The sequence below is a fragment of the Marisediminicola senii genome (assembly GCF_011057645.1).
GTDB classification, from domain to species: Bacteria; Actinomycetota; Actinomycetes; order Actinomycetales; family Microbacteriaceae; genus Marisediminicola; species Marisediminicola senii.
This window is the reverse complement of the sequence record NZ_JAALGE010000001.1, coordinates 95,942-121,325: the sequence shown is the minus strand read 5'-3', so window position 1 is coordinate 121,325 and position 25,384 is coordinate 95,942. Positions and strand designations below refer to the sequence as shown.

The window sequence follows — 25,384 nt, the reverse complement described above, 5'->3', positions numbered from 1 at the left end:
TTCTCCCACCTCGGGGCCGCCTGGTCGTGGGTCCATGCACGAACGCGCGCCCCGGAACGCCGCAGCGCCGCCGCTCCCGGAGGAGCGACGGCGCCGCGTGCGTGGTGCTGGATGGTGACGGGTGCTGCTGGTTACGCCTCCGTGTGGTTACGCATCCGTGCCGAAGCGGCGACGGGTGCCGACCAGCGCTGCACCGAGGAGCAGCATCAGGGCAGCCATGGCGATGATGGGCGAGACGTCGGTTCCGGTGGTGGCGAGGTTGCCACCGCCGTTACCGTTGCCGTTGCCGTTGCCGTTGCCGTTGCCGCCGGCGCTACCACCGGCGTTGCCGTTACCATTGCCGTTCCCACCGGCGTTCCCGTTGCCGTTACCGACCCCGTTGCCGTTCCCATTGCCGTTGCCGTTCCCGTTGCCATTGCCATTGCCATTGCCGTTGCCCGGGGTCTCCCCTGGGGTCTCGCCCGGGGTCTCCCCCGGCACGGTCACGTCGGAGTCGACCGGGATGGCGACGCGAACCGTGGTTCCCGACTCGAGAGCCGTGATGACCAGCGTGGCGTCGTCCGGCACGTCGTCGGGCACCGTGAAGGCGACCGTGGACGCCCCGTCGGTGACCGGCGAGAGCACCGGTGCTGCGGCGCTTCCCTCGAAAGCAGCGCTCACCTGGGTGTTGACGGGGCTGCCGAGCGAGGTGAGGTCGAGCTTCGAGAGCGACAGCAGTTCCTGCGCGCCCGGGGCCAAGGCCTCGGTCGGCACGCCGGTTACGCTCACGCCGCGACGGTCGAACTCGGGGCTGACCGGCGAGCTCTCGCTCAGGTACTCGATCCACGCGTCGCGGTCGATGAGACCGGAGTCGCGGGTGTCGGTGCCGTTCGCGAACTCCCGGAAGTTGTCGCCACCCTCGAGGAGGAAGCTGAACGATCCGATGCGGTAGTCGCGCTCCGGGTCGATCGGCTCACCGTCGACGGTGACGCTGGTGATGCGGTCACCCGCGGCGCGAGTCTCGTCATAGGTGTAGCTCACGTTGTCGGAGAGCCCCAGGTTGAGGAACGGACGCGACGGCACGGTGCCGTCGGCGTTCGTCTGCCACTGCTGCTCGAGCACCGTCGTGAACTGCTCCCCGGTGAGGGTCGTCGTGTACAGGTTGTTCACGAACGGCAGGACCGCGTTGGCCTCGGCGAAGGTGACGACGCCGTTGCCCTCAGCACCCGATGCCGCGAAGTCCAGGTCGTCGCGAAGACCACCGGGGTTCGCGACGCCGATCTCGGCGCCTCCCAGGCTCTCGTCGCCGAGGCTCGCCAGCAGCGAGTCGGCCACGAGGTTTCCGAGGGTGGATTCCGCACCGCGGTCTTCGCCCAGGGCACCCGTGGCGGGATTCGTCGTGTATGCCCGGGTGATGTCTGCGGTCACCTCTCCGATCGGCTGGTTGCCGATGATCGCTGCCTCGGCGAGGGCCGCGGTCACGATGGTGTTGACCTCGGCCACCCGCGGGTACGCACTGATCAGCGCCGCGTCGTCTGCGGTGCTGCGGGCGACGTTGCGTGCGGTGTATGACTCGACCTCGTCGGTCTCCTCGTTGTAGCGGAGCCCGATCTGTCCGATGAACTCGCCGTAGCTGCCGGTCTGCAGGATCGGACGGGTCTCTCCGGGCTGGCCGGTGATCGGGGCATCCCACGCGTACTGCTTGTGGGTGTGCCCCGTGAAGATCGCGTCGACCTCGGCGGAGGTGTCGGTGACGATCGCGGAGAACGCGGTGTCGGTTGCGGCGATCTCTTCTTCGATCGTCGCTCCGTCGGGCGTTCCCGCTCCGGCGCCCTCGTGGTACTCGGCCACGATGACGTCGGCCAGGTCGTCGTCGACGAGCTGCTCGGCGACTCGGTTGATGGCGTCGACGGGGTCGCCGAATACCAGTCCCTCGATACCGCCGGGCGAGACCAGGGTCGGGGTCTCCTCGGTGACGGCGCCGATCACGGCGATGCGCACTCCGTCGACCGTGAACACGTCGTACTCGTCGAGCGCAGGGGTGACCCCGTCGGCGAGGTAGACGTTGGCTCCGAGGTAGCTCCAGTCCGCGAGGGGTTCGACGCGGTCGGTGAGGTCATCGATGCCCTGGTCGAACTCGTGGTTTCCCACGGCCGAGCTGGAGAGCTCGAGCGCGTTGAGCACGTCGATGGTCGGAACGTCGTCTTGCGACGCCGAAGCGAAGAGGGATGCGCCGATGTTGTCGCCGGCGGAGAGGAACAGGGTGTTCCCCTCGCCCTCCTCGGCCCGCAGCTGCTCGACTGTGCCCGCGAACTTGACGGTGTTGGCGTCGATGCGTCCGTGGAAGTCGTTGATGTTCAGCAGGTTGAGGTCGACGAGCGATGCCGCGTCGAAGTCGAGCCCGAAGATCACCGGGTCGTGGTCCGACGAGCGGAATGCGCTCTCGGGGTCTGACGCGCCGAAGTTGTACTGACGGTCGCTCCACTCGGGCGAGTTGATGTTCCATACCGCGATGTCGGTGACGATGGATGCGGCATCCGGAGTCGCAATGGCGTGGTCGAGCGACCCGAGCTCACCGTCGAAGGTGTAGGTGTACCCGGCATCGAACTCGGGAACCAGGTCGACGTAGTCCTCGGCGGCGAAGGCCGCGATCGGGTCTTCCTGCGCGTAGGAGTTGAAGTCTCCGAGCAGGAACACCTCCGACTCACCGGTGGTCTCGATGAGCTCGGCGGTGAAGTCGATCAGCGCGTTCGCCTGGGCGATGCGGTCGACGTTGGATGCGCCCTGCCCGTCGCCCTGGTCGGCGTTCGCTCCCTCGCCCGAACCCTTCGACTTGAAGTGGTTCGCGACGACGGTGAACTGCTCGCCGTCGGCGTCGAACACCTGCGCGATGGGCTCGCGGGCGTTGTTCCAGACCGTCTCGTCGATGTCGGTCTGGCTGTCGCCGACGGTCTCGACCGACGCGGTCTTGTAGATGATCGCGTTGGTGATGAAGTCGGTCTCGGTGTTCGCGAGCGCGGCTGGCGTCGGCACGAAGTCCCACACCTCGCTTCCCGCGGCCTCGTTGAGTCCGTCGACGAGGTCGGCGGTTGCGGTGTCGACCGGCTTGCCGAGCTTGGCCGAGTTCTCGATCTCCTGGAGCGCGACGACGTCGGCATCCAGTTCGGTGATGGCCGCGACGATCTTGCTCTTCTGCGCCGCGAACAGTTCGGCCGTGGCCGCTCCTCGCGCGTTGCGGTTCTCGGAGGTGAGGGTCGTGAAGTAGTTCAGCACGTTGAATGCCGCGACCTGGATGTCGCCACCGACCTCGGGCGCGGATTCCTCGCGCGGGTTGTCAGCGGTGAAGGTCGGCAGCGGGGCGCCGACGGTGTCACTCGAGATGGGCTCGGTGGGCTGCAGGCGCCAGGAGTCGAATCCGTAGCCGAGCACGTATGCCTCGGTCGGGAAGACGACGCCGTCGCCGTTGCGCACGACCGTCTCCTCCTCGAGGTACGGCTGGGTTCCGGGGTGCGCCGCGTTGCTGGTCTGGATGCTGTATCCGTCGTCGAGCAGCAGGCGCTCGTCGATGTTGGCCTGGGCGATCGCGTCGGCCTCGGCGCCGGGGCGCACGACCTCGGTGCTCTTGACCGGCAGGGTGGTGCCTGGCGAGAGCCACAGGGTGCCGTAGTTGAAGACCTCGTGGGTCGACGACAGCTGGAAGGAGCCGGTCGGGGTGACGAGCATTCCCTCGTACGCCTCGCGTGCGCCACCGAGAACGGTGTCGGCGAGCGGCGTCGCGGTCGGCAGTGCGGCGTTCGACGAGACGATCGTCGACGAGCCAGCGGTGATCTGCGTCAGGCCGAAGTATTCGCTGACCGCTCCGGTGACCTCGACGACGTCGCCGATGGCCCAGTCGGTGCCCGAGGTGCCGTTGAAGACGAAGATGCCGTCGGACGCAGTGCGCGCCGACGTTCCGCCCGTTCCGGCGGTCTGGATGTAGTAGCCGTTGTAGCCGCCGACCGAGTGGTCTGCGGTCACGACACCGGTCGTGGTGACCGTGGTGCCCACCAGCGGGCTGGCGGCTCCGGTGCCCTGGATCGCCGAGATGGCGATCGGGGTGGTCGGGGTCGGGGGTACTTCTGGTTCTTCCTCGACCGGGGGCTCCTCCTCGACCGGTGCTGCGGCGGTCTCGCCTGCGGCGTTGGTCGGGGTCGGGGCCGCGGTGGTGACGTCGGCGAGGTTGCTGTCGGTGTCGCCAGCCACACCCGGGGCGCGGTTGAGAGACGTAGTTGTGGAGGCAGCCGTTGTCTTGGCGGTCTCGAACGTCGTGGACGTTCCGTAACCCAGCAGATCGACGATCGCGTCAGTCTCGGAGACTACTGAGCCCGTGCCGAATGCGGGGAGCAGCTCGGTTTGGCTCGCGAGGATGAGCGTGCCGCCAGTTCCGCCCGCGAACGAGTTCGACATGACGGCGTTTGCTGCAGGCAGGGGTTCGCCATTTGCAGCGTTCGAGCCACCCTGAATCAGGTAGTAGCCACCCGCCGGAATGGAACCCGTCAGGGGCTGCACTGCGTTGGGAGCGCCCGCTCCGGTCGCGGAGCGGTACTGCAGCGACATCCCGTCAAGGGTGATGGCGGCCGCAGTCGGGTTGTGCAGCTCGACGAACTTGTTCAGATAGCTGGCCCCTGTGCTGCCGCCGTTCAGGTACGCCTCGTTGATGACGATTGACGACCCGTCTGGTGCTGCCTGGGCGCTGACCACGGCGAGCGGTGACGCCACCATGGCCAATCCGACGGCGCACGCGACGCCCGCCCTCGTTCGATTCCTCGGTGAACCAAGCATGGAAGTGCCCCGATCTTTGATGTTGGTGTGCCCCGATCTAATGCGGAGAAAGTAACCGGGACGTTAACGGGAGGTTTCCCCACCTCCCTTTGACTACACAAACATGTACCCCTGACGTCCGCCACCCCGCCCGGTTGGCTTTCATCATTCAGGAACGCCCGCGGCGGGGGTCGCATCATCCAGGAGTTCAGGGGTCCGGAGACCGAAAAAGGGCCGGAATGACGAGTGGATGCAGCATCCACTGGTCACACCGGCCCAGGACTCCTGAATGATGAAAGCCTGATCAGCGAGGTAATCGCAGTACCGGATCGCAGCGCCCGAGAGCGGAACCGCGGCGACGATCAGTCGAGCAGGTCGTGCCTCGCGATGATCGCGTCGCGGCCGGGGCCGACGCCGATCGCGGAGATGCGGCATCCACTCATCGCCTCGACGGCCAGGACATAGGCCTGCGCGTTGGCCGGAAGGTCCCCGAACTCGCGCACGCCGGTGATGTCCTCAGACCAGCCGGGGAACTCTTCGTAGATCGGCACGGCGTGGTGGAAGTCGGACTGCGACACCGGAACCTCGTCGACACGTACCCCATCGACCTCGTATGCGACGCACACCGGAATCTTCTCGAGACCGGTGAGAACGTCGAGCTTGGTCATCACGTAGTCGGTCACGCCGTTGATGCGTGCAGAGTAGCGCGCGATCGGCGCGTCGTACCAGCCGCAGCGGCGCGGGCGCCCTGTGGTGGTGCCGAACTCGAATCCCTGCGCGCGCAGGAACTCGCCGGACTCGTCGAACAGCTCGGTCGGGAACGGTCCGGCACCGACACGGGTCGTGTAGGCCTTGACGATGCCGATGACGCGTTCGATGCGCCCGGGGCCGATGCCCGATCCGGTCGATGCGCCGCCCGCGGTGGAGTTGCTCGACGTCACGAAGGGATACGTTCCGTGGTCGACGTCGAGCATGGTGGCCTGGCCGCCCTCGAAGAGCACGGTCTTGCCCTCATCCAGGGCCCTGTTCAGTTCGAGCGCGGTGTCGGTGACCATCGGGCGCAGGCGCTCGGTGTAGGACAGCAGGTTCTCGATGATCTCGTCGGCGCTGATCGCACGCCGGTTGTAGACCTTGACCAGCAGGTGGTTCTTCTGGTCGAGGGCCGCCTCGACCTTCTGGCGCAGGATGTTCTCGTCGAAGAGATCCTGGATGCGGATGCCGACGCGGTTGATCTTGTCGGCGTAGCTGGGGCCGATACCGCGACCCGTCGTGCCGATCTGCTTCTTGCCGAGGAAGCGCTCGGTCACCTTGTCGAGGGTGCGGTGGTAGTGCGTGATGATGTGCGCGTTGGCGCTCACCCTCAGCCGCGAGACGTCGACGCCGCGCGCGATGAGAGCGTCGAGTTCGTGGAACAGCACCTCGATGTCGATCACGACACCGTTGGCGATCACCGGGATGACGCCCTCGCTGAGGATGCCGGACGGCAGCAGGTGCAGCGCGTACTTCTGGTTGCCGATCACCACGGTGTGGCCGGCGTTGTTGCCGCCGTTGAACTTGACGACATAGTCGATGCGGCTGCCGAGGAGGTCGGTGGCCTTGCCTTTGCCTTCGTCGCCCCACTGGGCGCCGATGATCACGATTGCGGGCACGGGGCCGCTCCTTCGGTTTGCGAAAGGGGTACGCGTAATTCTATCGGGCGGCGACACCCGGCCCGCGTTGGCCGCGCCCGCACTGTGTATGGCGCACTGTGGAGGGCGCACGGCGGAGGGCGTGCTGCGTAGGCGGGCCCGACGTCTCTCCCTTACTGAACTTGCACAACCCTGTGCACGTTCGTATTCTTTTCGGATGTCTTCGACTCCGCGCCTCCCCCGCCGCGATGCCCGCGAGAATCGCGCCTTGCTGCTCGATGCCGCCCTGCGCGTGCTGACCGTCGACCCGGATGCCCCGCTCGACGCCATCGCCGCCGAGGCAGGCCTCACCCGCCGCGCCGTCTACGGGCACTTCACCTCCCGCGACGAGCTCGTCGAGGAGGCCCTCGCTGCCGGTGCCTCCCGGGTCACGGCGACCCTGCAGCCGGTCGACGACTCCGATCCGCTGCTCGCCATCGCGACCATCGCGTCGTCGCTGTGGGGCCAGGTGTCCCAGGTGCGGGCGCGCGCGCAGCTCGCCGTGCGCGGGCCGTACCGGGCCCGCATCGACGAGATCCTGCGCCCGCTGCGCGACCTGCTCGAGCACATCACGCACTACGGAATCCAGGGCGGCACGATGCGGTCCGACGTGTCAGCCGCGACGCTCGCCCGGCTGATCGAGGGCGCGGTGCTGAGCGTGCTCGACGAGGCGACCCGCACCGGCCTCGACGCCGAGGAGGGCGACCGCCTCGTCATCATCGCGGCGCTCTCGACCGCCGGGCTGTCATACGTGGATGCCGCGGCCTACGTTCCCCGCGTGCACGCCGAACTCGCCCCGGCGGCCCGCTGAGCCGCGTCAGCCGCGTCAGCCGCGTTAGTCGCGCGCGCAGGACTCAGTGGTGTTCTTCGATGGACAGCGCCGCGGTCGGGTCCGAATCGTCGAGCAGCTGCCCGAGTCGTTCGACCTCGCTGGTCTCGCCGATCGCCTCGGCCGCGCGACGCAGCGCGTAGAACGCGCGCAGCACCCCGCGGTTCGGGGCGTGCGACCACGGAACGGGGCCGTGTCCCTTCCAACCGGCCTTGCGCAGGGCATCCAGGCCGCGGTGGTAGCCGACCCTGGCGAACGCGTACGACTCCAGTGTCTTTCCCGCGTTGAAGGCGTTGTTCGAGAGCAGTGCCCAGGCGAGGGGCGACGAGGGGTGGGCGATGACGACGTCGGAGGCGTCGAGCCCGGAGTTGGCGACGTCGGCGAGTACGTCGGGTTCGGCCGCGAGCAGTGTCGGGTCAGGCCCGAGGAGGTTGTTGGTCATGCCCCAACGCTACGCCCGTCGCCCGACAGCGGTCAGGTGCGCTGCACGTCACTGTCGCGAGAAGTCGACGTGCTGGGTGACCCAGGCATGCATCGTGACGGCCGCGGCTGCCGATGCGTTGATGCTGCGGGTCGATCCGAACTGGCTGATCTCGACGATGGCGGATGCCGCGGCGATCGCCTCCGCCGACAGCCCCGGCCCCTCCTGGCCGAAGAGCAGCACGCATCGCTGCGGAAACGGGAACGTCTCGATGATGACCGAGCCCGGAACATTGTCGATCGCGATGACGGGCAGCGCGGCATCCATCGCCCATGCCGCGAATGACTCGACGGTGTCGTGGTGCAGCACGTGCTGGTAGCGGTCTGTGACCATTGCGCCGCGCTTGTTCCAGCGGCGGCGGCCGATGATGTGCACGGTGTCGGCGGCGAACGCGTTGGCGCTGCGCACGATCGACCCGATGTTCATGTCGTGCTGCCAGTTCTCGATGGCGACGTGGAATGGATGCCGGTGCTGGTCGAGATCGGCGACGATGGCGTCCATGCGCCAGTAGCGATACCGGTCGATCACGTTGCGCGAATCCCCGCGGGCGAGCAGCTCGGGGTCGAAGTGCGGATCGTCCGGCAACTCGCCCACCCACGGCCCGACGCCGTTCGTGGTCAGCTCGACCGACGGGTTGGTCGCGGTCTCGTCTGGCACAGATGCAAGGCTAGACCCACCGCTCGCTGGGTCGGCTCGGTACTATGACGGCATGGGCAACCGCGACGAAATCGAATGCTGGCTGACCGACATGGACGGCGTTCTCGTGCACGAGAACAAGGCCCTCCCCGGCGCCGCCGACCTGCTGCGGCAGTGGCGAGACAAGGGCAATCCCTTCCTCGTCCTCACCAACAATTCGATCTTCACCCCGCGCGATCTGAGCGCGCGGCTGCGGTCATCGGGCCTCGACGTGCCGGAGGAATTCCTCTGGACCTCCGCGCTCGCGACCGCCGACTTCCTCCGGTCGCAGATGCCAGGCGGCTCGGCTTTCGTCATCGGCGAGGCCGGCATCACCACGGCTCTGCACGAGGCGGGCTTCATCATGACCGAGAGCGACCCCGACTACGTGGTGGTCGGCGAGACCCGCAACTACTCCTTCGACGCGATCACCAAGGCCATCCGCCTGATCGGTGCCGGGTCGCGGTTCATCGTCACGAATCCGGATGCCACGGGCCCGAGCGCCGACGGACCGATGCCGGCCACCGGTGCCGTCGCGGCCCTCATCACGAAGGCCACCGGACGTGAGCCCTACATCGTGGGCAAGCCCAACCCGATGATGTTCCGGTCGGCGATGAACAAGATCGGAGCGCACTCCGAGAACACCGCCATGATCGGCGACCGGATGGACACCGACATCATCGCGGGCATCGAGGCCGGGCTGCACACGATCCTCGTGCTCACGGGCATCAGCGACAACGCCGAGATCGAGCGCTACCCGTTCCGGCCGGACGAGGTGCTCGGCGGGGTCGTCGAGCTGGTGGACACCGAGCCCTACACAGCCGACATCGACTGAGCGGCGGCCGGCGCCGTAGCCGCCTGGGGTGCACCCAGGGTCGCGACCGCGCGTGCGCCCAGGATGACCATCAGCACGACCACCGCGAGCGCGACGACCACGATCAGCGCGACTATGGCTCGACGCTGGCCCTGGGGCATCGACGACAGCGGCCCGGTGCCTGTCGCCGTGCCCGAGGGGCGGTCGACGGGCGCGGGCAGCATGACGGGCAGGCCCTCCGTCGTGAGGTCGGGGGCGACGGCGAGTTCCGGCGGCAGCGAGATGGGGGCCTGCCGGGCCGCGGCCTCGCGCGCGGCCCGGCGCGGGGAGGCAGCAGCGAAGACGTCGTCGGAGACCGCGCTGGACGGAGTCACGGCTGCGGCTGCGGTCGCGGCTGCCGACTGGGCGGGCGCGTCATTCCACGACGGACGGAGCGCTGGCAGCCGGTCACCCGGCGCAGGACGTTCGGGCGTGGATGCTTCGGGCTCGGGTACGTCGGTCGCTGCGACGTGAGCGGGGCCGTCGCCAGCAGGCTCGACGTCAGCCGACTCGACGCCAGCAGGCTCGACGCCAGCAGGCTCGACATCAGCAGGTTCGACTCCATCCGACGCGTCGTATGGGCCGTCGAACTGCGCTTCGACCCAGGCAGCCGGGTCCGCTTCGACGAGCTCGTCGGTCTCGTCAATCTCGTCGGTCTCGTCGAGGACTTCGGCCCCGTCGCGCTGCTCCGTACGTTCCGGCTGCGCTGCTTCTGGCTCCGTGCCGCCTGGCGTCACGGGAGCAGCCCGAGGTCGGCGAGCCCGATCGCCGAGAAGTACGGGTATCCCGCGGATTCGATGACCTCTTTGGCCCCGGTGTCGCGGTCGACGACGACGGCGACCGCGGCGACGATCGCCCCGATGCGCTCGAGTGCGGCGATGGCCGCAAGCGGGGAGCCACCGGTGGTCGAGGTGTCTTCGAGCACGATGACGCGCTTGCCCTCGAGGTCGGGGCCCTCCACCTGCTTGCCGCGCCCGTGGTCCTTGGGCTCCTTGCGCACGACGAACGCGTCGTAGGAGAGTCCGCGTGCGGCGCCCTGGTGCAGCACCGCGGCGGCGACGGGGTCTGCTCCCATGGTCATTCCGCCGACGGCGACGACGTCGGGAACCTCGGCGATGAGGTCGAGCATGACCTGCCCGATGAGCGGGGCGACGCGGTGGTCGAGGCTGACCTTGCGCAGGTCGACGTAGTAGGTGGCCTTCTTGCCGCTCGTCAGGACGAAGTCACCGTGAAAGACGGCGTCGTCGGAGATGTACTGGATGAGCTGGCTGCGGGCGTCGGTCACGTCATTCACTGTAGGCCAGCGAATACGGGGCGGCGACTGGCTCGCTGGCCCTCGTTCGGCCGCCTGACGGTTGCCGCGGCCCAGGGTCAGGCCTAGGGCCAGATGCGTTCGAGCCCCGGGATGATGACGTCCTCGAGCGCGTCGCGCAGGTTGGGGTCGCCGAGCCGCGGCTGCTGCCTCTGCTGCGATCCCGCCGCGGGGTCGTCGACCGGTGCGGCGGGGTCGGGCAGGGGAATGGGCTCGGGGGCCGGGTCCGCGGGCGGCGCGGGTTCTGGCTCCGGCTCGGGTTCTGGCGCGGGTGCCGGTTCCGGCTCGGGGGCCGGTGTAGGCGTCTCGGGTGCCGGGGCGGGCGGGGTGGTCACGGGCGGGTTCGTCGCGGGCGGCGGCGTCGCCGGCGGAGTCGTGGGCGGCGCAGGCTGGGCGGGAGCGGGTGTCGGTGTGCTGGGGTTCGCCGGAGGGGTGTTGTTACCCCCGCCGTTGCCCGAGTTGCCGTTGTTGCCCCCGCCATTGCCGGAGCCGCCATTGCCGCCGCCCCCGCCGGTGCCCGGCCGCGGAGTGGTACCGCCGGGCGTGGGCGTCGTGTCGCGGGGCGGGGCGCTGCTGACCGGAAGGAGCGGGGGGAGGGTGGGCGAGGTCGACGGCAGGGTCCACGGGGAGCGCCCGCCGGTTCCCGTGCCCGGCGATGCCGCCCCCGGCGCCGCGAGGATCGGGGCCGCCGCATTCGGGGCCACGAGGTTCGGCGCGGTCGACTGGGTGCCGTCGGCGACCGCGGGCGGGGTGGTGAACGGCGACACGGGTGCCGCGAGCAGCGGCGGGCGCGCGGGCGCGGTGACGCTGCGGGCGAGCGGCGCCTCGGGAGCGACGACGCCGGCCGGTTGCTCGGTGGCGGAGTCGGCCGCGGTGTCGAAGGGGGCGGTGTCGGTGGATGCGGCGGCGTCTGCCTCCGCGGTGGCGGCGGGCGCGGCATCCATCGACCGCGCATCGCCCGACGGGGTGCGGGTCAGTCCGATGGTCGCGACGCCGATGACGACGACCAACGCGACGGCCCCCACGAGGCTCGGCAGCAGCTGCGACCGGCGCCGGAGCGCGGCGAGCGCACCGGCCGATTCGCCAGCCGGTTCGCCTGCCGGATGCTCGTCGGAAGCGTCACCGAAAGCGGCGGCGAGTGCGTCGTCGGGGGTGTCGTCGGGGGTCGGGTTGCGGTCCACCGTCTCACCGTACGCGGGCGGGCCCCCGAATGGGGGGTTTTGTTCGGGGATGTGGACCGGGCGCCCCACCCCGACTTGCTAGCGTTGCACCATGCGTGTCGCCACCTGGAACGTCAATTCGATCAGAGCTCGTGTCGGCAGGGTCGTCGACTGGTTGGTGCGAGAACACATCGACGTTCTCGGCATGCAGGAGATCAAGTGCAAGGAGGGGCAGTTTCCCTTCGACGAATTCCTCGAAGCCGGGTACGAGGTCGAGATGCACGGGCTCAACCAGTGGAACGGCGTCGCATTCGCCAGCCGCCTGCCGATGGACGACGTCACCCGCGGGTTCGAGGGCGCACCGCGGTTCGGCAAGCCGGACGCGAACGGCGTGGTGCCGGTGGAGGCCCGCGCCATGGGGGTGACGGTCAACGGCGTGCGGCTGTGGAGCCTTTACGTGCCCAACGGTCGCGAGCTCGACGATCCGCACTACGCCTACAAGCTCGAATGGCTGGCGAACCTCGAGAGGGAGACCGCCGCCTGGCTGGCCGCGGCGCCAGGGCAGCCGCTCGCCCTGATGGGTGACTTCAACATCGCACCGTTCGACAAGGACGTCTGGGATATCGGGGTCTTCGAGGGGCACACCCACGTCAGTGCGCCTGAGCGGGCCGCGTTCGCCGCGTTCGAGAGCGCGGGGCTCGTCGACGCGCTGCGCTCGCGCGACATCGAGGGCTACACCTACTGGGACTACCAGCAGCTGCGATTCCCCCGCAATGAGGGCATGCGCATCGACTTCATCCTCGGTTCAGCGCCGTTCGACGCGCTCGTGACCGAGGCCGGCATCTACCGCAACGAGCGCAAGGGCGACGCCCCGAGCGACCACGTTCCCGTGGTGGTCGACCTCGATATCGCGATCGATGACGACGACGATCGGCCGATGATCTTCTAGGTCGGGGCCCTCAGCTCAGGAAGGCCGCGACGACCAGCAGCACCGGCAGCGATCCGATGGTGGTGCTGAGCACGGTGTCGCGGGCGACGATCTCGCCGCGCTCGTAGCGCTGCGCGTAGTTGAAGACGTTCTGCGCGGTGGGCAGTGACGCCATCACCACGACGGCGAACAGCTGCATGCCCTCGAGGCCGAACGCGAACTGGCCGAGCGCCCACGCGATGAGCGGCATGATGGCGATCTTGATGGCGGAGGCGAGGAGAACGTCGCGGCGTCCGGAGCCAGGGGCGAGCGCGCGCTGGCCGCGCAGCGACATTCCGAACGCGATGAGCACGACGGGCACGGCCGCGGCGCCGACCAGCTCGAACGGCTCGAGTACCGGCTGCGGGATCTCGAGCCCGGTGGCCGACACGATGGCACCGAGCGCCGACCCGATGATGATCGGGTTGCGGATGGGCTGCATGAGCACACGGCCGAGCGACGTCGTGCCGCTCGTGCGCAGGTCGAGGATCGTGAGGACGATGGGAGTGAAGATGATCAGCTGAAACATGATCACCGGCGCGACGTAGGCCGGGTCGCCGATCACGTAGACGGCGACCGGGATGCCGATGTTGTTGGCGTTGACCCAGCCCGACGCGGCCGTGCCGATGAGCGCCTCAGGAACCGGGCGGCGCCAGATGCCGAACGCGACGATCGCGTAGAGCGCAAAGCAGCAGAGCGCTGCCAGCGCCGAGACCACGAGCAGCCGGGAGAACAACACCGTGACATCGGCCTCGGCCAGCACGGTGAACAGCAGGCAGGGCGACAAAACGAAGAACACGATGCGATTGAGGACGAAGCCGGCGCGGGGCCCGAGGATGCCGAGCCGCTCGACGACGTAGCCGACGGCGATCACCGAACCGATGATCGCGAAGCCCGTGAGTACGCCCGCCATCGATCCATTCATCAGTCCAGTCTCACCCCTGGGGGCGGCGGCTCCCGACGCGGGCCGCGGGGCACGCGCCGTCAAAACACGATTGATTGTCAGGATTGCGTAACGCTTTGCGCCGGGGACGGGGCGGCTTCCCCCGCGGCACACCCCTGCTCCCTAGGCTGTGCACAGGCACGGAGGGCGCGGGGACCACGCCGCTCGCCTGCCTCGACCAGCCAGGGGATCCGATGCACTCACCGTCACGTACCGCGCTCACGATCCTCGCCGTCGCCACGGTGATCGCTACGGCAGGGTGCTCGGTGGATGCCGCGGCCCCGACCCCCGCCGCGAAGCCCATCCCCTCGGCATCCACCGAGGCGGCACCGCCCGCAGCGGACGATACGGCCACCGCGCCCCCCGCTGCCGACGGCACCGGCGACGCACCCGCAACCGGCACCGATGCCGCACCCGTCGACTCATCCGACACCTCCGACGCCTCCGACGCCTCCGACCCGACATCGTGGACGATCGACTTCACCGGGGTCGGTCCCCTCCAGCTCGGAGCAGAATTCGACGCGGCGAGGGCCGGGATGGCGCAGTTCGTCTACGACGTCGACCTCGAGAACTGCCCGGGGGTCGGCGACTTCACGCCGGAGGCGGCCGGTATCGCCTCGTTCATCACGCAGTCGGTCGACGGCGCGATCGTGAGCGTCACCCTGGTGGGCAGGACCGGCGACTCGACCATGGTTCCGGCGACCGCGGAGGGAATCGGCGTCGGCTCGTCACTCGACGACCTGACCGCGGCCTACCCGGAGCTCGAGCAGGGCGAGTTCGAGGGCACCGAGAACACGTACGCCGTCGCGGGCGATGCCGGCACCTACATCGCGTTCGAGGTCAACCCCGACGACGACGCAGTGCGCGTGATCAGCGTCTCCGACAGCCCCCTCACGCCCGCCGAGTACTGCGGCTGATCCGCGGCCACAGGCCAGCGGGGCACACTGGGATCCTCACCGACCGAATTCCAGGAGGAACCGGTGCTCGAGCTCCACTCCATCTCGCGCTCGTTCGGCGACCGCGCCGTGCTCAGCGACGTGTCGTTCACCGTCGGCAACGGCCGGATGACGGGATTCGTCGGGGCCAACGGGGCGGGCAAGACCACGGCGATGCGGGTCATCCTGGGGGTCCTGACTCCCGATGCCGGCACGGTCACGATCGACGGGGCGCCCGTCACCGCAGCTGACCGCACGCGCTTTGGGTACATGCCGGAGGAGCGCGGGCTCTACCCGAAGATGCGGGTGGCCGAGCAGCTCGTCTACCTCGCCCTGCTGCACGGCCTCGGCCCGCGCGAGGCGAAGGCGAACACGGCGGAGCTGCTGGGGCAGCTCGGCCTCGAGCAGCGCGCGAACGACACCGTCGAGTCGCTCTCGCTCGGCAACCAGCAGCGGGCGCAGATCGCCGCGGCCCTCGTGCACTCCCCCGACGTGCTCGTTCTCGACGAGCCGTTCTCCGGCCTCGACCCGGTCGCCGTCGAGACCGTGCTCGGCGTGCTGTCGGCGCGCGCGGCCGCCGGGGCGCCCGTACTGTTCTCCTCGCACCAGCTCGACATCGTCGAGCGGCTCTGCGACGACCTGGTGGTGATCGCCGATGGCACCATCCGCGCGCGCGGCTCGCGCGAGCAGCTGCGGGCCGAGCGGGGCGGCCACCGCTACGAGCTCACCGTCGCCGGCGACGTGTCGTGGGTGCGCGACGTCGCCGGGGTGACCGCGGTCGACATCGACGGCACCCGCGCGGTGTTCGACGTCGACAGCGAGGCGACCGGCCAGGCCGTGCTGCACCACGCCGCGGGCCTCGGCGCCGTGCACGGGTTCCAGCGGCAGCAACCGTCGCTCGCCCAGATCTTTCGGGAGGTCATCCAGTGAGCAGGCCACCACGCCCGGCGCCAGAGTCGGCACCCCAGCCGGCACGAGAGCCCGTGGCCCGCCCGGTTCCCACTTCCCCCTCGGGCGCCCGCCCGATCGCTGCGACGCGGGCCGTGCGCCTCGTCGCCGGGCGCGAGATCACCACGCGGCTGCGCAGCAGGAGCTTTCTCGTCTCGAGCGCGATCCTGATGCTGACCGTGCTCGCCTCGATCATCATCGGCGGGGTGCTCACCGCCACGGCCGACCTGCCCAAAGTCGCCGTGCAGCGATCGGTGGTCAACGCGCTGCCCACCGTCATGAGCTACGAGACCGTACTCGTGCAGACGGTCGCCGAGGCAGAGCAGCTGCTGCGCGACGGAGAGGTCGAGGCCGCCGTGCTCTCCGGCTCCACCGAATCCGACCTCGGGTTCACCGTCGTCGGGCTCGACCAGGCGCCGACCGCCGTCATCGCATCGCTGAGCACGCAGCCCGACGTGCGCATCCTCGACCCGGGCAGCCAGGATCCGTTCCTGGTCTACCTGGTGGCCCTCGGCTTCGGGCTGGTGTTCTTCGCGTCGTCGATCACCTTCGGCACGACGATCGCGCAGAGCGTCGTCGAGGAGAAGCAGACCCGCATCGTCGAGATCCTGCTCGCCACCATCTCGGCGCGGTTACTGCTCGCCGGCAAGGTGATCGGCAACTCGCTGCTCGCGTTCGGGCAGATCATCCTCATCACCACCGTCGCGTCCATCGGGCTGCTGGTCACCGGGCAGCAGTCGCTGCTCGGCCAGGTCGGCCCGGCGGTGGGCTGGTTCGTGCTGTTCTTCGTGTTCGGGTTCGTGCTCCTGGCCGCCCTGTTCGCGGCCAGCGGGTCACTCGTCTCGCGCGTCGAAGACGTGGGTACGGTCATCTCGCCGGTGATGACGCTCGTGATGATCCCGTACCTCGGCGTCATTCTGTTCAACGACAACGCCCTGGTGCTGGCGGTCATGTCGTACGTGCCGTTCTCCGCCCCGGTCGGCATGCCCATGCGCCTGTTCCTCGGCACAGCCGAATGGTGGGAACCGCTCCTGTCGCTCGCCATCCTCATCCTCACCACCGCGGGCGCGATCGCGCTCGGCGCGCGCATCTACTCGAACGCGCTGCTGCGCACCGGCAGCAGGGTCAGGCTGCGAGACGCCATCGCCGGCTGACGGCCGCACCTCGAAACTGAGCAAGACTGGATGGATGACACAGCTGCACGACCCAACCAGCCGCAGTTTCGCCTCCGACAACTACGCCGGCATCCACCCCGAGGTGCTGCAGGCCATCGCAGACGCGAACGGTGGACACCAGGTGTCGTACGGCGAAGACGCCTACACCGCGCGGTTGCAGGAGGTCATGAGGCAGCACTTCGGCGAGCGCGCCGAGGCGTTCCCGGTGTTCAACGGCACCGGGGCCAACGTGCTCAGCCTGCAGTCGATGCTGCCCCGCTGGGGCGCCGTGGTCTGCTCGGAGCACGCGCACATCGACCGCGACGAGAACGCAGCACCCGAGCGCATCGCCGGCCTCAAGCTGCTCACCGTCGCCGCCCCCGACGGCAAGCTCACCCCGGCCGCGATCGACACCCAGGCGTGGGGGTGGGGCGACGAGCACCGCGCGCAGCCGCTCGCCGTGAGCATCACCCAGTCGACCGAGCTCGGCACCGTCTACACGCCGGACGAGGTGCGCGCGATCACCGAGCACGCGCACGCCCGCGGCATGACCGTGCACATGGACGGCGCGCGCCTCGCGAATGCGGCGGCGAGCCTCGGTGTGCCGCTTCGCGCGTTCACGACCGACGCCGGCGTCGACCTGGTGAGCTTCGGAGGCACCAAGAACGGCCTGATGTATGGCGAGGCCGTCGTGGTGCTCAGCCCAGAGGCATCCACTGGCCTGCGCTTTCTGCGCAAGATGGACATGCAGCTGTCGTCGAAGATGCGGTTCGCGTCTGCCCAGCTGCTCGCGCTGCTCGAGGGAGACCTGTGGCTGCGGTCGGCGCAGCACGCGAACGCGATGGCCGAGCGCCTGCGCACCGCGATCGATACGCTGCCCGGTATCACGGTGACCCAGCCCACCCAGGCGAACGCGGTGTTCGCGATCCTGCCGGCGGGTGTCGCCGACCGGGTGCGCGAGTCGTTCCGCTTCTACGACTGGGATGCCGCGCGCGGCGAGGTGCGCTGGATGTGCGCGTTCGACACCACCGAGAGCGACGTCGACGCGTTCGTCGCAGCCATCCGGGCCGCGCTCGACCAGCACGGTCCGGTGGCGCCCTCACCCGGGTAGCCCGCCGCCCCGCCCGCAACTAGCGTTATCCACGACCACGCAACCCGAAAGGCACGACATGTCGACGACCGACCCCGTCACCCCGCCCGTTCAGGAACGACCGGAGTGGGAGGCGCTGGCGCAGCACCGTGAGGCGATGGCCTCCGAGACCATCCGCGACCTGTTCGCCGCCGACCCCCAGCGCGCCGAGGCGCTGACCGTCGACGACAACGACCTGGTCGTCGACTTCTCGAAGAACATCGTGACCGGCGAGACCATCGGCCTGCTCACCGACCTCGCGCGCGCGGTCGGGCTGCCCCAGCGCATCGACGACATGTTCACCGGCAAGCCCATCAACACCACGGAGCACCGCTCGGTGCTGCACGTCGCCCTGCGCGCCAGCCGCGACGACTCGATCGTGGTCGACGGCACCGACGTGGTGCCCGAGGTGCACGAGGTGCTCGACCGCATGGGCGACTTCGCCGACAGCATTCGCGACGGCAGCTTCACCGGCCACACCGGCAAGCGCATCCGCTCGGTCGTCAACATCGGCATCGGCGGATCCGACCTCGGCCCCGCCATGGCCTTCGAGGCCCTCGCCGCCTACAGTGACCGCGACCTGACCATGAAGTTCGTCTCCAACGTCGACGGCGCGGACATCGACGAGGCCCTGCGCGGGCTCGACCCGCAGGAGACGCTGTTCATCGTCTGCTCCAAGACGTTCACCACCCTCGAGACGCTCACCAACGCGCGCACCGCCCGCGACTGGCTGCTCGACTCGCTCACCGACGAGGCGGCGATCGGCAAGCACTTCGTCGCGGTATCGACCAACGCCGAGAAGGTCGCCGAATTCGGCATCGACACCGCCAACATGTTCGGCTTCTGGGACTGGGTCGGCGGGCGCTACTCGATGGATTCCGCCGTCGGCCTGTCGTTGATGGTCGCCATCGGCCGTGACCAGTTCAGCGACATGCTCTCCGGGTTCCGCGCCATGGACACGCACTTTCGCACCGCGCCGCTCGATCGCAACCTGCCGGTGCTGCTCGGCCTCATCGGCATCTGGTACAACAACTTCTGGAACGCCGAGACCCAGGCGGTGCTGCCGTACAGCCAGTACCTGAACCGGTTTCCGGCCTACCTGCAGCAGCTCGAGATGGAGAGCAACGGGAAGTCCGTCGACCTCGAGGGGCGCACCGTCGACGGCCAGACCGGCGCGATCTCGTGGGGACAGCCCGGCACGAACGGGCAGCACGCGTTCTTCCAGCTCATCCACCAGGGCACCAAGATGATCCCCTCCGACTTCATCGGCTATCTCACGCCCGTGCGCGAGGTCGGCGACCACCACCTGCTGCTGATGGCCAACATGTTCGCGCAGACCGAAGCCCTCGCCTTCGGCAAGACGCTCGACGAGGTGCTCGAGTCGGGAGTAGATGTGGATGTCGCGCCGCACCGTGTCTTTCCGGGCAACCGCCCGACGACCACCATCCTCGCCCCGACGCTCACCCCGTTCGTGCTCGGGCAGCTCGTCGCGCTCTACGAGCACAAGGTGTTCACGCAGGGCACCGTGTGGGGCATCAACTCGTTCGACCAGTGGGGCGTCGAGCTCGGCAAGGTGCTCGCCACCCGCATCGCCGACGACCTGTCGGCGGGCGACGACGCCGACCTCGACCACGACGCGTCGACCTCGGCGGCAATCCGCCGGTTCCGCGAGGCGAACCGGTAGGCAGCAGCCAGCACGAGCGCCACGCGCTCGCCGGCACGCGGAAGGGGCCCGTTCTCGAACGGGCCCCTTCCGGGTCTGCTGGCGGGTGCTCCCGCGCGTCAGTCGACCGCGGTGAGCTCCGGCAGGTCGTCGCCGATCGGCCAGCTGATCGGCACTGTCGCGGTAATGACGCTGCCGTCTGCGCGGCGCTCGCCCTCGATGCGCTTCGAGCTCGGGGTGCCCTTGAGCCGCGGCCCCTGGTGTGCGAGCGACACCACGACGGGAGAGCCCGCCTCGACGGTGTGGTGCACGCCGCGCACCGCAATGCTCACCTCGGTTCCCTCCTCGATCGTCAGGGTCACGCTCTCCTGCACGAGGTCGACGCGCATGCGCGATCCCTTGACCGTGAGCCGGAACGTGATGCCGTCCCAGTCCGCGGGCAGGCGCGGGTCGAGGGTGAGGTTGCCGTTGTGGTCGCGCAACCCGCCGAATCCGAAGACCAGCGCGCTCCACATTCCACCGGTCGACGCGACGTGCACGCCGTCGGAGGTGTTGTGGTGCAGGTCGGCGAGGTCGACGAAGAGCCCGGCCATGAAGTACTTCATGGCGAGTTCCTGGTAGCCCACCTCGGCCGCGATGATCGACTGCACGACGGCGGAGAGCGTCGAATCGCCGGTCGTCAGCGGGTCGTAGTAGTCGAAGTCGGCGAGCTTCTGCTCGTCGGTGAACAGGTCTCCCTGCAGGAACAGCGCGAGCACGACATCGGCCTGCTTGAGCACCTGGAAGCGGTAGATCACCAGGGGGTGGTAGTGCAGCAGCAGCGGGCGCTTGTCCGGCGGGGTGTTGGGGAGGTCCCACACCTCCTTCTCGAGGAACTGCGCGTCCTGCGGGTGGATGCCCACCGTCTTGTCGAACGGGATGTACATTCGCTCGGCGGCGCGCAGCCACTCGTCGACCTCGCCGTCGTGGAGCGCGAGCCGCTTGGCCATGCGCGAGTGCGCGACCGGGTCGTCACGGCGCAGGGTGCGCACCGCGTGCGCTGCCGCGCCGAGGTTCGAGCGGGCCATCACGTTCGTGTAGAGGTTGTCGTTCACGACGGTCGTGTACTCGTCGGGCCCTGTAACGCCGTGGATGTGGAACGCACTGTCGCCGTTGGTGCGCCAGAAGCCGAGGTCGGCCCACATGCGCGCGGTCTCGACCAGGATGTCGATCGCCCCGCGCGCGAGGAAGTCGCGGTCGCCGGTGGCGAGCAGGTACTGGCTGAGCGCATACGAGATGTCGGCGTCGATGTGGTACTGCGCGGTGCCCGCCGCGTAGTACGCGGAGGACTCCTGCCCGCTGATGGTGCGCCACGGGAACAGCGCGCCGTGCTGGTTGAGCTCCTTGGCGCGCGTGCGCGACTCGCCGAGGATGGACTGCCTAAAGCGCAGGGCGTTACGTGCCGCGATGGGCGAGGTGTAGCTGAGCACCGGCAGAACGTAGATCTCGGTGTCCCAGAAGTAGTGTCCGCCGTACCCGGTGCCGCTGACGCCCTTGGCCGCCACGCCCTGGCCGTCGGCGCGTGCCGATGCCTGCGCCAGCTGGAACAGGTTCCAGCGCATGGCCTGCTGCAGTTCCGGCTGGCCGTGCAGCTCCACGTCGGTGCGCTGCCAGTAGTCGTCGAGCCAGGAGCGCTGGCGGGCGACGGCGGTCTCGGCGCCCTCGGCACGAGCGCGGTCGAGGGTGCGGTCGCAGCGGTCGGCGAGTTCGCGCGTCGGCACGCCGCGCGAGCTGTGGTAGCTCACCATCTTGGTGATGCGGATGGGCTTGTTGGCCTTCGCCTTGATGCGGTAGACGTGCTTGGCGAGGTCGTCGGCGATATGCGAGGACTCCTCCCAGGCGTTCTCCGTCTCGATGGAGTGGTCGGCACCGCAGACCAGCGTCATGTTCGAGTTCGTCGTGCGGTACCCGAGCATGTAGCGGCCGCCGTCGGCGCGCTTGAACCGCGGCTGCAGCACGCGCTCGGTGAGCGACTCCGCCTTGCGCGGGTCGAACTGCTCGGGGGCGGTGGTCGACTTGGCCCTGTCGTATTCGTCGGTGCCGTCCTGCCGGTTGAGGATCTGGCTCGAGACGACGACGGATGCATCGGCATCGAGCAGCGTGACGTCGTACTGGATCACGGCCAGGTGGCGGTCGCTGAACGACACCATGCGGCTGGCCTGGATGAGCACGCGCTTGCCCGACGGGGTGCGCCAGACCAGGTCGCGGGAGAGCACGCCGGTGCGAAAGTCGAGTCGACGGCTGTAGTCGAGCACTTCGGCTTCGGAGATGAGGAACGGCTCGTCGTCGACGTAGACGCGCATGATCTTGGCATCGGGGGCGTTGACGATGGTCTGGCCGACGCGGGCGAAGCCGTAGGCCTCCTCGGCGTGGCGGATCGGCCAGGTCTCGTGGAGCCCGTTGATGAAGGTGCCATGGGTGTGGCCTTCGCGACCCTCGGTCACATTGCCGCGCATGCCGAAGTACCCGTTGCCGACGGCGAACAGGGTCTCGGTGCGGCCCATGTCGGCCGGGCTGAACTCGGTCTCGACGAGCGCCCACTCGTCGACGGGGTACCGCTGGCGGTCGAGGGGGTTGGTCATGTCGGTCATGCGGTTGCCGCCGTTTCGATTCCGTCGAGGGGGAGGAGGTCGGCCAGGTCGGCGACGACGAGGTCGGCCCCGGAGTCGAGGAGGCCCTGGGCGCCGACGCCGCGGTCGACGCCGATCACCAGGCCGAAGTTGCCAGCGCGGCCGGCCTGCACGCCGGAGTGCGCGTCTTCGACGACCACGCATTCCGCGGCGGTGCGGCCGAGCAGCTCGGCGGCGCGCAGGTAGGTGTCGGGGGCGGGCTTGCCCGCGATCGATTCGGCGGAGGCGACGAGTCCGTCGACGATCACCTCGAACCTGTCGACGAGACCGGCTGCCGTGAGCACGACCACGGCGTTGCGGCTGCTCGACACCACCGCGACCTCGAGTGCGGCATCCGTCACCGCATCGAGAAAGCGCACGGACCCGGGATATGCCTGAACGCCGGCCTGGGTGAGCACCTCGGTGAAGGTCACGTTCTTGCGGTTGCCGAGGCCTGCGACCGTATCGAGCGCCGCATCGTCGGTCGGGGTGCCCTCGTCGAGGTGGATGCCGCGGGAGTCGAGCAGCGAGCGAACGCCGTCGTAGCGCTGCTTTCCGTCGATGTACTCGAAGTAATCCGCGTCCGAATACCCCGGGGTGATACCGCGCGCCTCGAGGAACGGGGTGAACAACCGCGACCAGGCCGCCATGTGCACGTCGGCGGTCGGGGTGAGCACACCGTCGAGGTCGAAGAGCACGGCCGTCATGCCCGTGAACAGCCCGCCGGACGGGGTTGCGGTGCCGGTCGTACTCTCAGCCATGGCGGTCTTCTCTCGATGTCGTCGGGCGGCGGCGCCAGTGGGCCGGTACGACCTTATGCCCTTATACGCGCGCATGCATACTCGCGGCGCGACACGAGTTGCAGGCCGGGCGCCGCGCCGCTCTCCGGGCTCCCCGAGGCGCTCCGCGACGCACGGCCAAGCGCCCTCCCGGTGCCCTCCCGCGCGCTCTCCTCGGCGCGCTCTCCCCCGCGCGTCGATCAGACGTCTGCGGTCTCTGCCTTCGAGACCGCCAGGCCGTCCCCATCGAGCGAGACCAGCACGGTGTCGCCGTCGAGGATGTCCCCCGACAGCAGCGAGGTGGCGAGACGGTCGTCGATCTCGCGCTGCATCAGGCGGCGCAGCGGGCGCGCACCGTAGATGGGGTCGTACCCGCGTTCGGCGAGCCAGGCCCGCGCGTCTGGCGTGACCGCGAGTTCGAGCCGGCGTTCCGCCAGCCGGCGCGAGAGGCGGTCGATGTAGAGCTCGACGATCTGCCCGAGGTCCTCCATGGTGAGGGCCGAGAAGATGACGATGTCGTCGAGCCGGTTCACGAACTCGGGCTTGAACGCCTGGCGAACCAGCGCGCCGACCGCCTCGTTCTTCTGCTCGACGGTCAGCGACGGATCGACGAGGAACTGGCTGCCGAGGTTGGAGGTGAGGATCAGGATGGTGTTGCGAAAGTCCACGGTTCGGCCCTGGCCGTCGGTCAGCCTGCCGTCGTCGAGCACCTGAAGCAGCACGTCGAAGACCTCGGGGTGCGCCTTCTCCACCTCGTCCATCAGCACGACCGAATACGGCCGGCGACGCACAGCCTCGGTCAGCTGCCCGCCCTGCTCGTAGCCGACGTACCCCGGAGGGGCACCGAGCAGCCGCGAGACGGAGTGCTTCTCGCCGTACTCGCTCATGTCGATGCGGATCATGGCCTTCTCGTCGTCGAACAGGAATTCGGCGAGCGCCTTGGCGAGCTCGGTCTTGCCGACACCGGTCGGCCCGAGGAAGAGGAACGACCCGGTGGGCCGGTCGGCGTCGGAGATTCCCGCCCTGGTGCGCCGGACGGCGTCGGCGACCGCACGCACGGCCTCCTTCTGGCCGATCAGGCGTTTGCCCAGCTCGGCCTCGAGGTGCAGCAGTTTCTCGGTCTCGCCCTGCAGCAGGCGGCCCATCGGAATACCGGTCCAGGCGGCGATGACCGCGGCGATGTCGAGGGCGGTGACCTCTTCTCCCACCATGGGCTCGTGCTCCGGCACGTAGGCCTCGGCTTCGGCGAGTTCTCGTTCGATCACCGGGATCTCGCCGTAGAGCAGGCGGCTGGCCTCGGCGAGGTTGCCGTCGCGCTGGGCGCGGTCGGCCTGCACCTGCAGGGCGTCCGCGCGCTTCTTCAGGGTTCCGATGCGATTGATCGCCGACTTCTCGGTGTTCCAGCGGGCTTCGAGCTGCTTCAGGTCGGCGGCGCGCACGGCGAGGTCGGCCTGCAGCTTCTGCAGGCGTGCTTTCGACGCGTCATCCTTCTCGCGCTTGAGGGCGAGCTCCTCGATGCGCAGGCGGTCGACGCTGCGACGCAGCTCGTCGATCTCGACGGGCGCCGAGTCGATCTCCATTCGTAGCCGGCTGGCGGCCTCGTCGATGAGGTCGATCGCCTTGTCCGGCAGCTGGCGACCAGAGATGTAGCGATTGGAGAGGGATGCTGCGGCAACGAGCGCCGCGTCGGAGATGGGGACCTCGTGGTGGCTCTCGTAGCGCGGGTTGAGCCCGCGGAGGATCGCGATGGTGTCTTCGACCGTCGGTTCGCCGACGAACACCTGCTGGAAGCGGCGTTCGAGCGCGGCATCCTTCTCGATGTACTGCCGGTACTCGTCGAGGGTGGTGGCGCCGATGAGGCGCAGTTCGCCGCGGGCGAGCATGGGCTTGAGCATGTTGGATGCCGCGACCGAGCCTTCTCCGCCGCCGGCACCCATCAGGGTGTGGAGCTCGTCGACGAACGTGATGATCTGCCCGTCAGCGGCGTTGATCTCCGCGAGCACGGCCTTGAGGCGCTCCTCGAATTCGCCGCGGTACTTGGCTCCCGCGACGAGGGCGGCAAGGTCCAGGCTCACGAGCCGCTTGTTCTTGAGGGAGTCGGCGACGTCACCCGCGACGATGCGCTGGGCGAGTCCCTCGACGACCGCGGTCTTGCCGACGCCGGGCTCGCCGATGAGCACGGGGTTGTTCTTGGTGCGCCTGGTCAGCACTTGGCTGACGCGGCGGATCTCGGCGTCCCGGCCGATGACCGGGTCGAGCCTGCCCTGCCTGGCGATCTCGGTCAGGTCGACGCCGTACTGCTCGAGCGCGCTCTTCTGGTCCTGCTGCGTGCCGGGGGCACCCTGCAAATTTGCCATTGCGTTCCTTTCGCCACACCAGTCTGTCAGCAGACTTGAGTCTTCGCGGCTCAAGTTTACGCCCTGCTACTGGCAATGAGGCGGGTTCGGGTATCGCCCGCAGCG

19 protein-coding genes are annotated in these 25,384 nt (G+C 69.0%); 8 read left to right on the top strand and 11 right to left on the bottom strand.

The window, feature by feature from the left end:
• Positions 1 to 147 precede the first annotated feature (147 nt).
• Both G5S38_RS00575 and G5S38_RS00570 read right to left on the bottom strand, forming a co-directional pair.
• Positions 148 to 4,740 (bottom strand): ExeM/NucH family extracellular endonuclease, encoded by a 4,593-nt coding sequence (locus G5S38_RS00575; protein WP_165063240.1) that lies wholly within the window; start codon positions 4,738 to 4,740, stop codon positions 148 to 150.
• A gap of 401 nt (positions 4,741 to 5,141) precedes the next feature.
• The gene (locus tag G5S38_RS00570) at positions 5,142 to 6,428 is read right to left on the bottom strand and encodes an adenylosuccinate synthase (protein WP_165063239.1); all 1,287 of its coding nucleotides are present in this window, start codon (positions 6,426 to 6,428) and stop codon (positions 5,142 to 5,144) included.
• Between the two features lie 196 nt (positions 6,429 to 6,624).
• Here G5S38_RS00570 and G5S38_RS00565 point away from each other — a divergent pair, with 196 nt between their 5' ends.
• Positions 6,625 to 7,257, top strand: coding sequence for a TetR/AcrR family transcriptional regulator (locus G5S38_RS00565; RefSeq protein ID WP_165063238.1), 633 nt, complete (start codon positions 6,625 to 6,627; stop codon positions 7,255 to 7,257).
• A gap of 43 nt (positions 7,258 to 7,300) precedes the next feature.
• On the opposite strand, the gene G5S38_RS00560 is transcribed toward G5S38_RS00565, so the two are convergent.
• Together G5S38_RS00560 and G5S38_RS00555 are read right to left on the bottom strand one after the other, a co-directional pair.
• The gene (locus tag G5S38_RS00560; protein ID WP_165063237.1) at positions 7,301 to 7,717 is read right to left on the bottom strand and encodes a DUF3151 domain-containing protein; all 417 of its coding nucleotides are present in this window, start codon (positions 7,715 to 7,717) and stop codon (positions 7,301 to 7,303) included.
• Between the two features lie 48 nt (positions 7,718 to 7,765).
• Entirely contained in the window at positions 7,766 to 8,413 is a 648-nt protein-coding gene (locus G5S38_RS00555; RefSeq protein WP_165063236.1) for an RNA methyltransferase, read from the bottom strand.
• A gap of 52 nt (positions 8,414 to 8,465) precedes the next feature.
• Between G5S38_RS00555 and G5S38_RS00550 the strand changes: the two genes are divergently transcribed.
• The gene (locus tag G5S38_RS00550) at positions 8,466 to 9,266 is read left to right on the top strand and encodes an HAD-IIA family hydrolase (RefSeq protein ID WP_165063235.1); all 801 of its coding nucleotides are present in this window, start codon (positions 8,466 to 8,468) and stop codon (positions 9,264 to 9,266) included.
• Here the strand turns inward: G5S38_RS00550 and G5S38_RS00545 are convergent.
• The 3 genes from G5S38_RS00545 to G5S38_RS00535 form a co-directional block, all read right to left on the bottom strand.
• Positions 9,245 to 10,021 (bottom strand): hypothetical protein, encoded by a 777-nt coding sequence (locus G5S38_RS00545; protein ID WP_165063234.1) that lies wholly within the window; start codon positions 10,019 to 10,021, stop codon positions 9,245 to 9,247. The genes G5S38_RS00550 and G5S38_RS00545 overlap by 22 nt on opposite strands.
• Positions 10,018 to 10,569: an orotate phosphoribosyltransferase gene (pyrE, locus tag G5S38_RS00540; RefSeq protein ID WP_165063233.1), complete on the bottom strand. Its 552-nt coding sequence runs from the start codon at positions 10,567 to 10,569 to the stop codon at positions 10,018 to 10,020. Before pyrE ends, G5S38_RS00545 begins: the two co-directional genes overlap by 4 nt.
• 92 nt (positions 10,570 to 10,661) lie before the next feature.
• On the bottom strand, positions 10,662 to 11,777 hold the full coding sequence (locus tag G5S38_RS00535; RefSeq protein WP_165063232.1) for a hypothetical protein: 1,116 nt from the start codon (positions 11,775 to 11,777) through the stop codon (positions 10,662 to 10,664).
• Positions 11,778 to 11,868: 91 nt separating this feature from the next.
• Here G5S38_RS00535 and G5S38_RS00530 point away from each other — a divergent pair, with 91 nt between their 5' ends.
• Complete coding sequence (locus G5S38_RS00530) at positions 11,869 to 12,705, top strand: exodeoxyribonuclease III (RefSeq protein WP_165063231.1); 837 nt, start codon at positions 11,869 to 11,871, stop codon at positions 12,703 to 12,705.
• 10 nt (positions 12,706 to 12,715) lie between these two features.
• On the opposite strand, the gene G5S38_RS00525 is transcribed toward G5S38_RS00530, so the two are convergent.
• Positions 12,716 to 13,636 (bottom strand): AEC family transporter, encoded by a 921-nt coding sequence (locus G5S38_RS00525; RefSeq protein ID WP_165063500.1) that lies wholly within the window; start codon positions 13,634 to 13,636, stop codon positions 12,716 to 12,718.
• A 224-nt stretch (positions 13,637 to 13,860) separates the two neighbouring features.
• Here G5S38_RS00525 and G5S38_RS00520 point away from each other — a divergent pair, with 224 nt between their 5' ends.
• The 5 genes from G5S38_RS00520 (at position 13,861) to pgi (ending at position 19,516) form a co-directional block, all read left to right on the top strand.
• Positions 13,861 to 14,583, top strand: a complete 723-nt coding sequence (locus G5S38_RS00520) for a hypothetical protein (protein ID WP_165063230.1) — start codon at positions 13,861 to 13,863, stop codon at positions 14,581 to 14,583.
• Between the two features lie 63 nt (positions 14,584 to 14,646).
• Positions 14,647 to 15,531 (top strand): ABC transporter ATP-binding protein, encoded by an 885-nt coding sequence (locus G5S38_RS00515; RefSeq protein ID WP_165063229.1) that lies wholly within the window; start codon positions 14,647 to 14,649, stop codon positions 15,529 to 15,531.
• Positions 15,532 to 15,584: 53 nt separating this feature from the next.
• Positions 15,585 to 16,703 carry an ABC transporter permease gene (locus tag G5S38_RS00510; RefSeq protein ID WP_165063228.1) on the top strand — a complete coding sequence of 373 codons (1,119 nt, stop codon included), beginning with the start codon at positions 15,585 to 15,587 and terminating at the stop codon, positions 16,701 to 16,703.
• A gap of 34 nt (positions 16,704 to 16,737) precedes the next feature.
• Positions 16,738 to 17,814: a threonine aldolase family protein gene (locus tag G5S38_RS00505; RefSeq protein WP_165063227.1), complete on the top strand. Its 1,077-nt coding sequence runs from the start codon at positions 16,738 to 16,740 to the stop codon at positions 17,812 to 17,814.
• 58 nt (positions 17,815 to 17,872) lie between these two features.
• Positions 17,873 to 19,516: a glucose-6-phosphate isomerase gene (gene pgi, locus G5S38_RS00500; protein ID WP_165063226.1), complete on the top strand. Its 1,644-nt coding sequence runs from the start codon at positions 17,873 to 17,875 to the stop codon at positions 19,514 to 19,516.
• Between the two features lie 98 nt (positions 19,517 to 19,614).
• Here the strand turns inward: pgi and G5S38_RS00495 are convergent, their stop codons facing one another.
• The 3 genes from G5S38_RS00495 to G5S38_RS00485 form a co-directional block, all read right to left on the bottom strand.
• Complete coding sequence (locus tag G5S38_RS00495; RefSeq protein WP_165063225.1) at positions 19,615 to 22,125, bottom strand: glycoside hydrolase family 65 protein; 2,511 nt, start codon at positions 22,123 to 22,125, stop codon at positions 19,615 to 19,617.
• Positions 22,122 to 22,904 (bottom strand): HAD family hydrolase, encoded by a 783-nt coding sequence (locus G5S38_RS00490; protein WP_165063224.1) that lies wholly within the window; start codon positions 22,902 to 22,904, stop codon positions 22,122 to 22,124. The genes G5S38_RS00495 and G5S38_RS00490 overlap by 4 nt, the downstream gene beginning before the upstream one ends.
• 218 nt (positions 22,905 to 23,122) lie before the next feature.
• A complete protein-coding gene (locus tag G5S38_RS00485) occupies positions 23,123 to 25,279 on the bottom strand; it encodes an ATP-dependent Clp protease ATP-binding subunit (RefSeq protein WP_165063223.1) in 2,157 nt (718 codons plus the stop codon).
• Between the last annotated feature and the right edge of the window lie 105 nt (positions 25,280 to 25,384).

Excerpts from the sequence above, each read along its gene's own strand:
- G5S38_RS00575 (WP_165063240.1), bottom strand. The coding sequence starts at position 4,740 with ATGGTGGCGTCACCGCTCGCCGTGGTCAGCGCCCAGGCAGCACCAGAC.
- G5S38_RS00565 (WP_165063238.1), top strand. The coding sequence starts at position 6,625 with ATGTCTTCGACTCCGCGCCTCCCCCGCCGCGATGCCCGCGAGAATCGC.
- G5S38_RS00560 (WP_165063237.1), bottom strand. The coding sequence starts at position 7,717 with ATGACCAACAACCTCCTCGGGCCTGACCCGACACTGCTCGCGGCCGAA.
- G5S38_RS00550 (WP_165063235.1), top strand. The coding sequence starts at position 8,466 with ATGGGCAACCGCGACGAAATCGAATGCTGGCTGACCGACATGGACGGC.
- G5S38_RS00530 (WP_165063231.1), top strand. The coding sequence starts at position 11,869 with ATGCGTGTCGCCACCTGGAACGTCAATTCGATCAGAGCTCGTGTCGGC.
- G5S38_RS00525 (WP_165063500.1), bottom strand. The coding sequence starts at position 13,636 with ATGGCGGGCGTACTCACGGGCTTCGCGATCATCGGTTCGGTGATCGCC.
- G5S38_RS00520 (WP_165063230.1), top strand. The coding sequence starts at position 13,861 with ATGCACTCACCGTCACGTACCGCGCTCACGATCCTCGCCGTCGCCACG.
- G5S38_RS00505 (WP_165063227.1), top strand. The coding sequence starts at position 16,738 with ATGACACAGCTGCACGACCCAACCAGCCGCAGTTTCGCCTCCGACAAC.
- pgi (WP_165063226.1), top strand. The coding sequence starts at position 17,873 with ATGTCGACGACCGACCCCGTCACCCCGCCCGTTCAGGAACGACCGGAG.
- G5S38_RS00495 (WP_165063225.1), bottom strand. The coding sequence starts at position 22,125 with ATGACCGACATGACCAACCCCCTCGACCGCCAGCGGTACCCCGTCGAC.
- G5S38_RS00490 (WP_165063224.1), bottom strand. The coding sequence starts at position 22,904 with ATGGCTGAGAGTACGACCGGCACCGCAACCCCGTCCGGCGGGCTGTTC.
- G5S38_RS00485 (WP_165063223.1), bottom strand. The coding sequence starts at position 25,279 with ATGGCAAATTTGCAGGGTGCCCCCGGCACGCAGCAGGACCAGAAGAGC.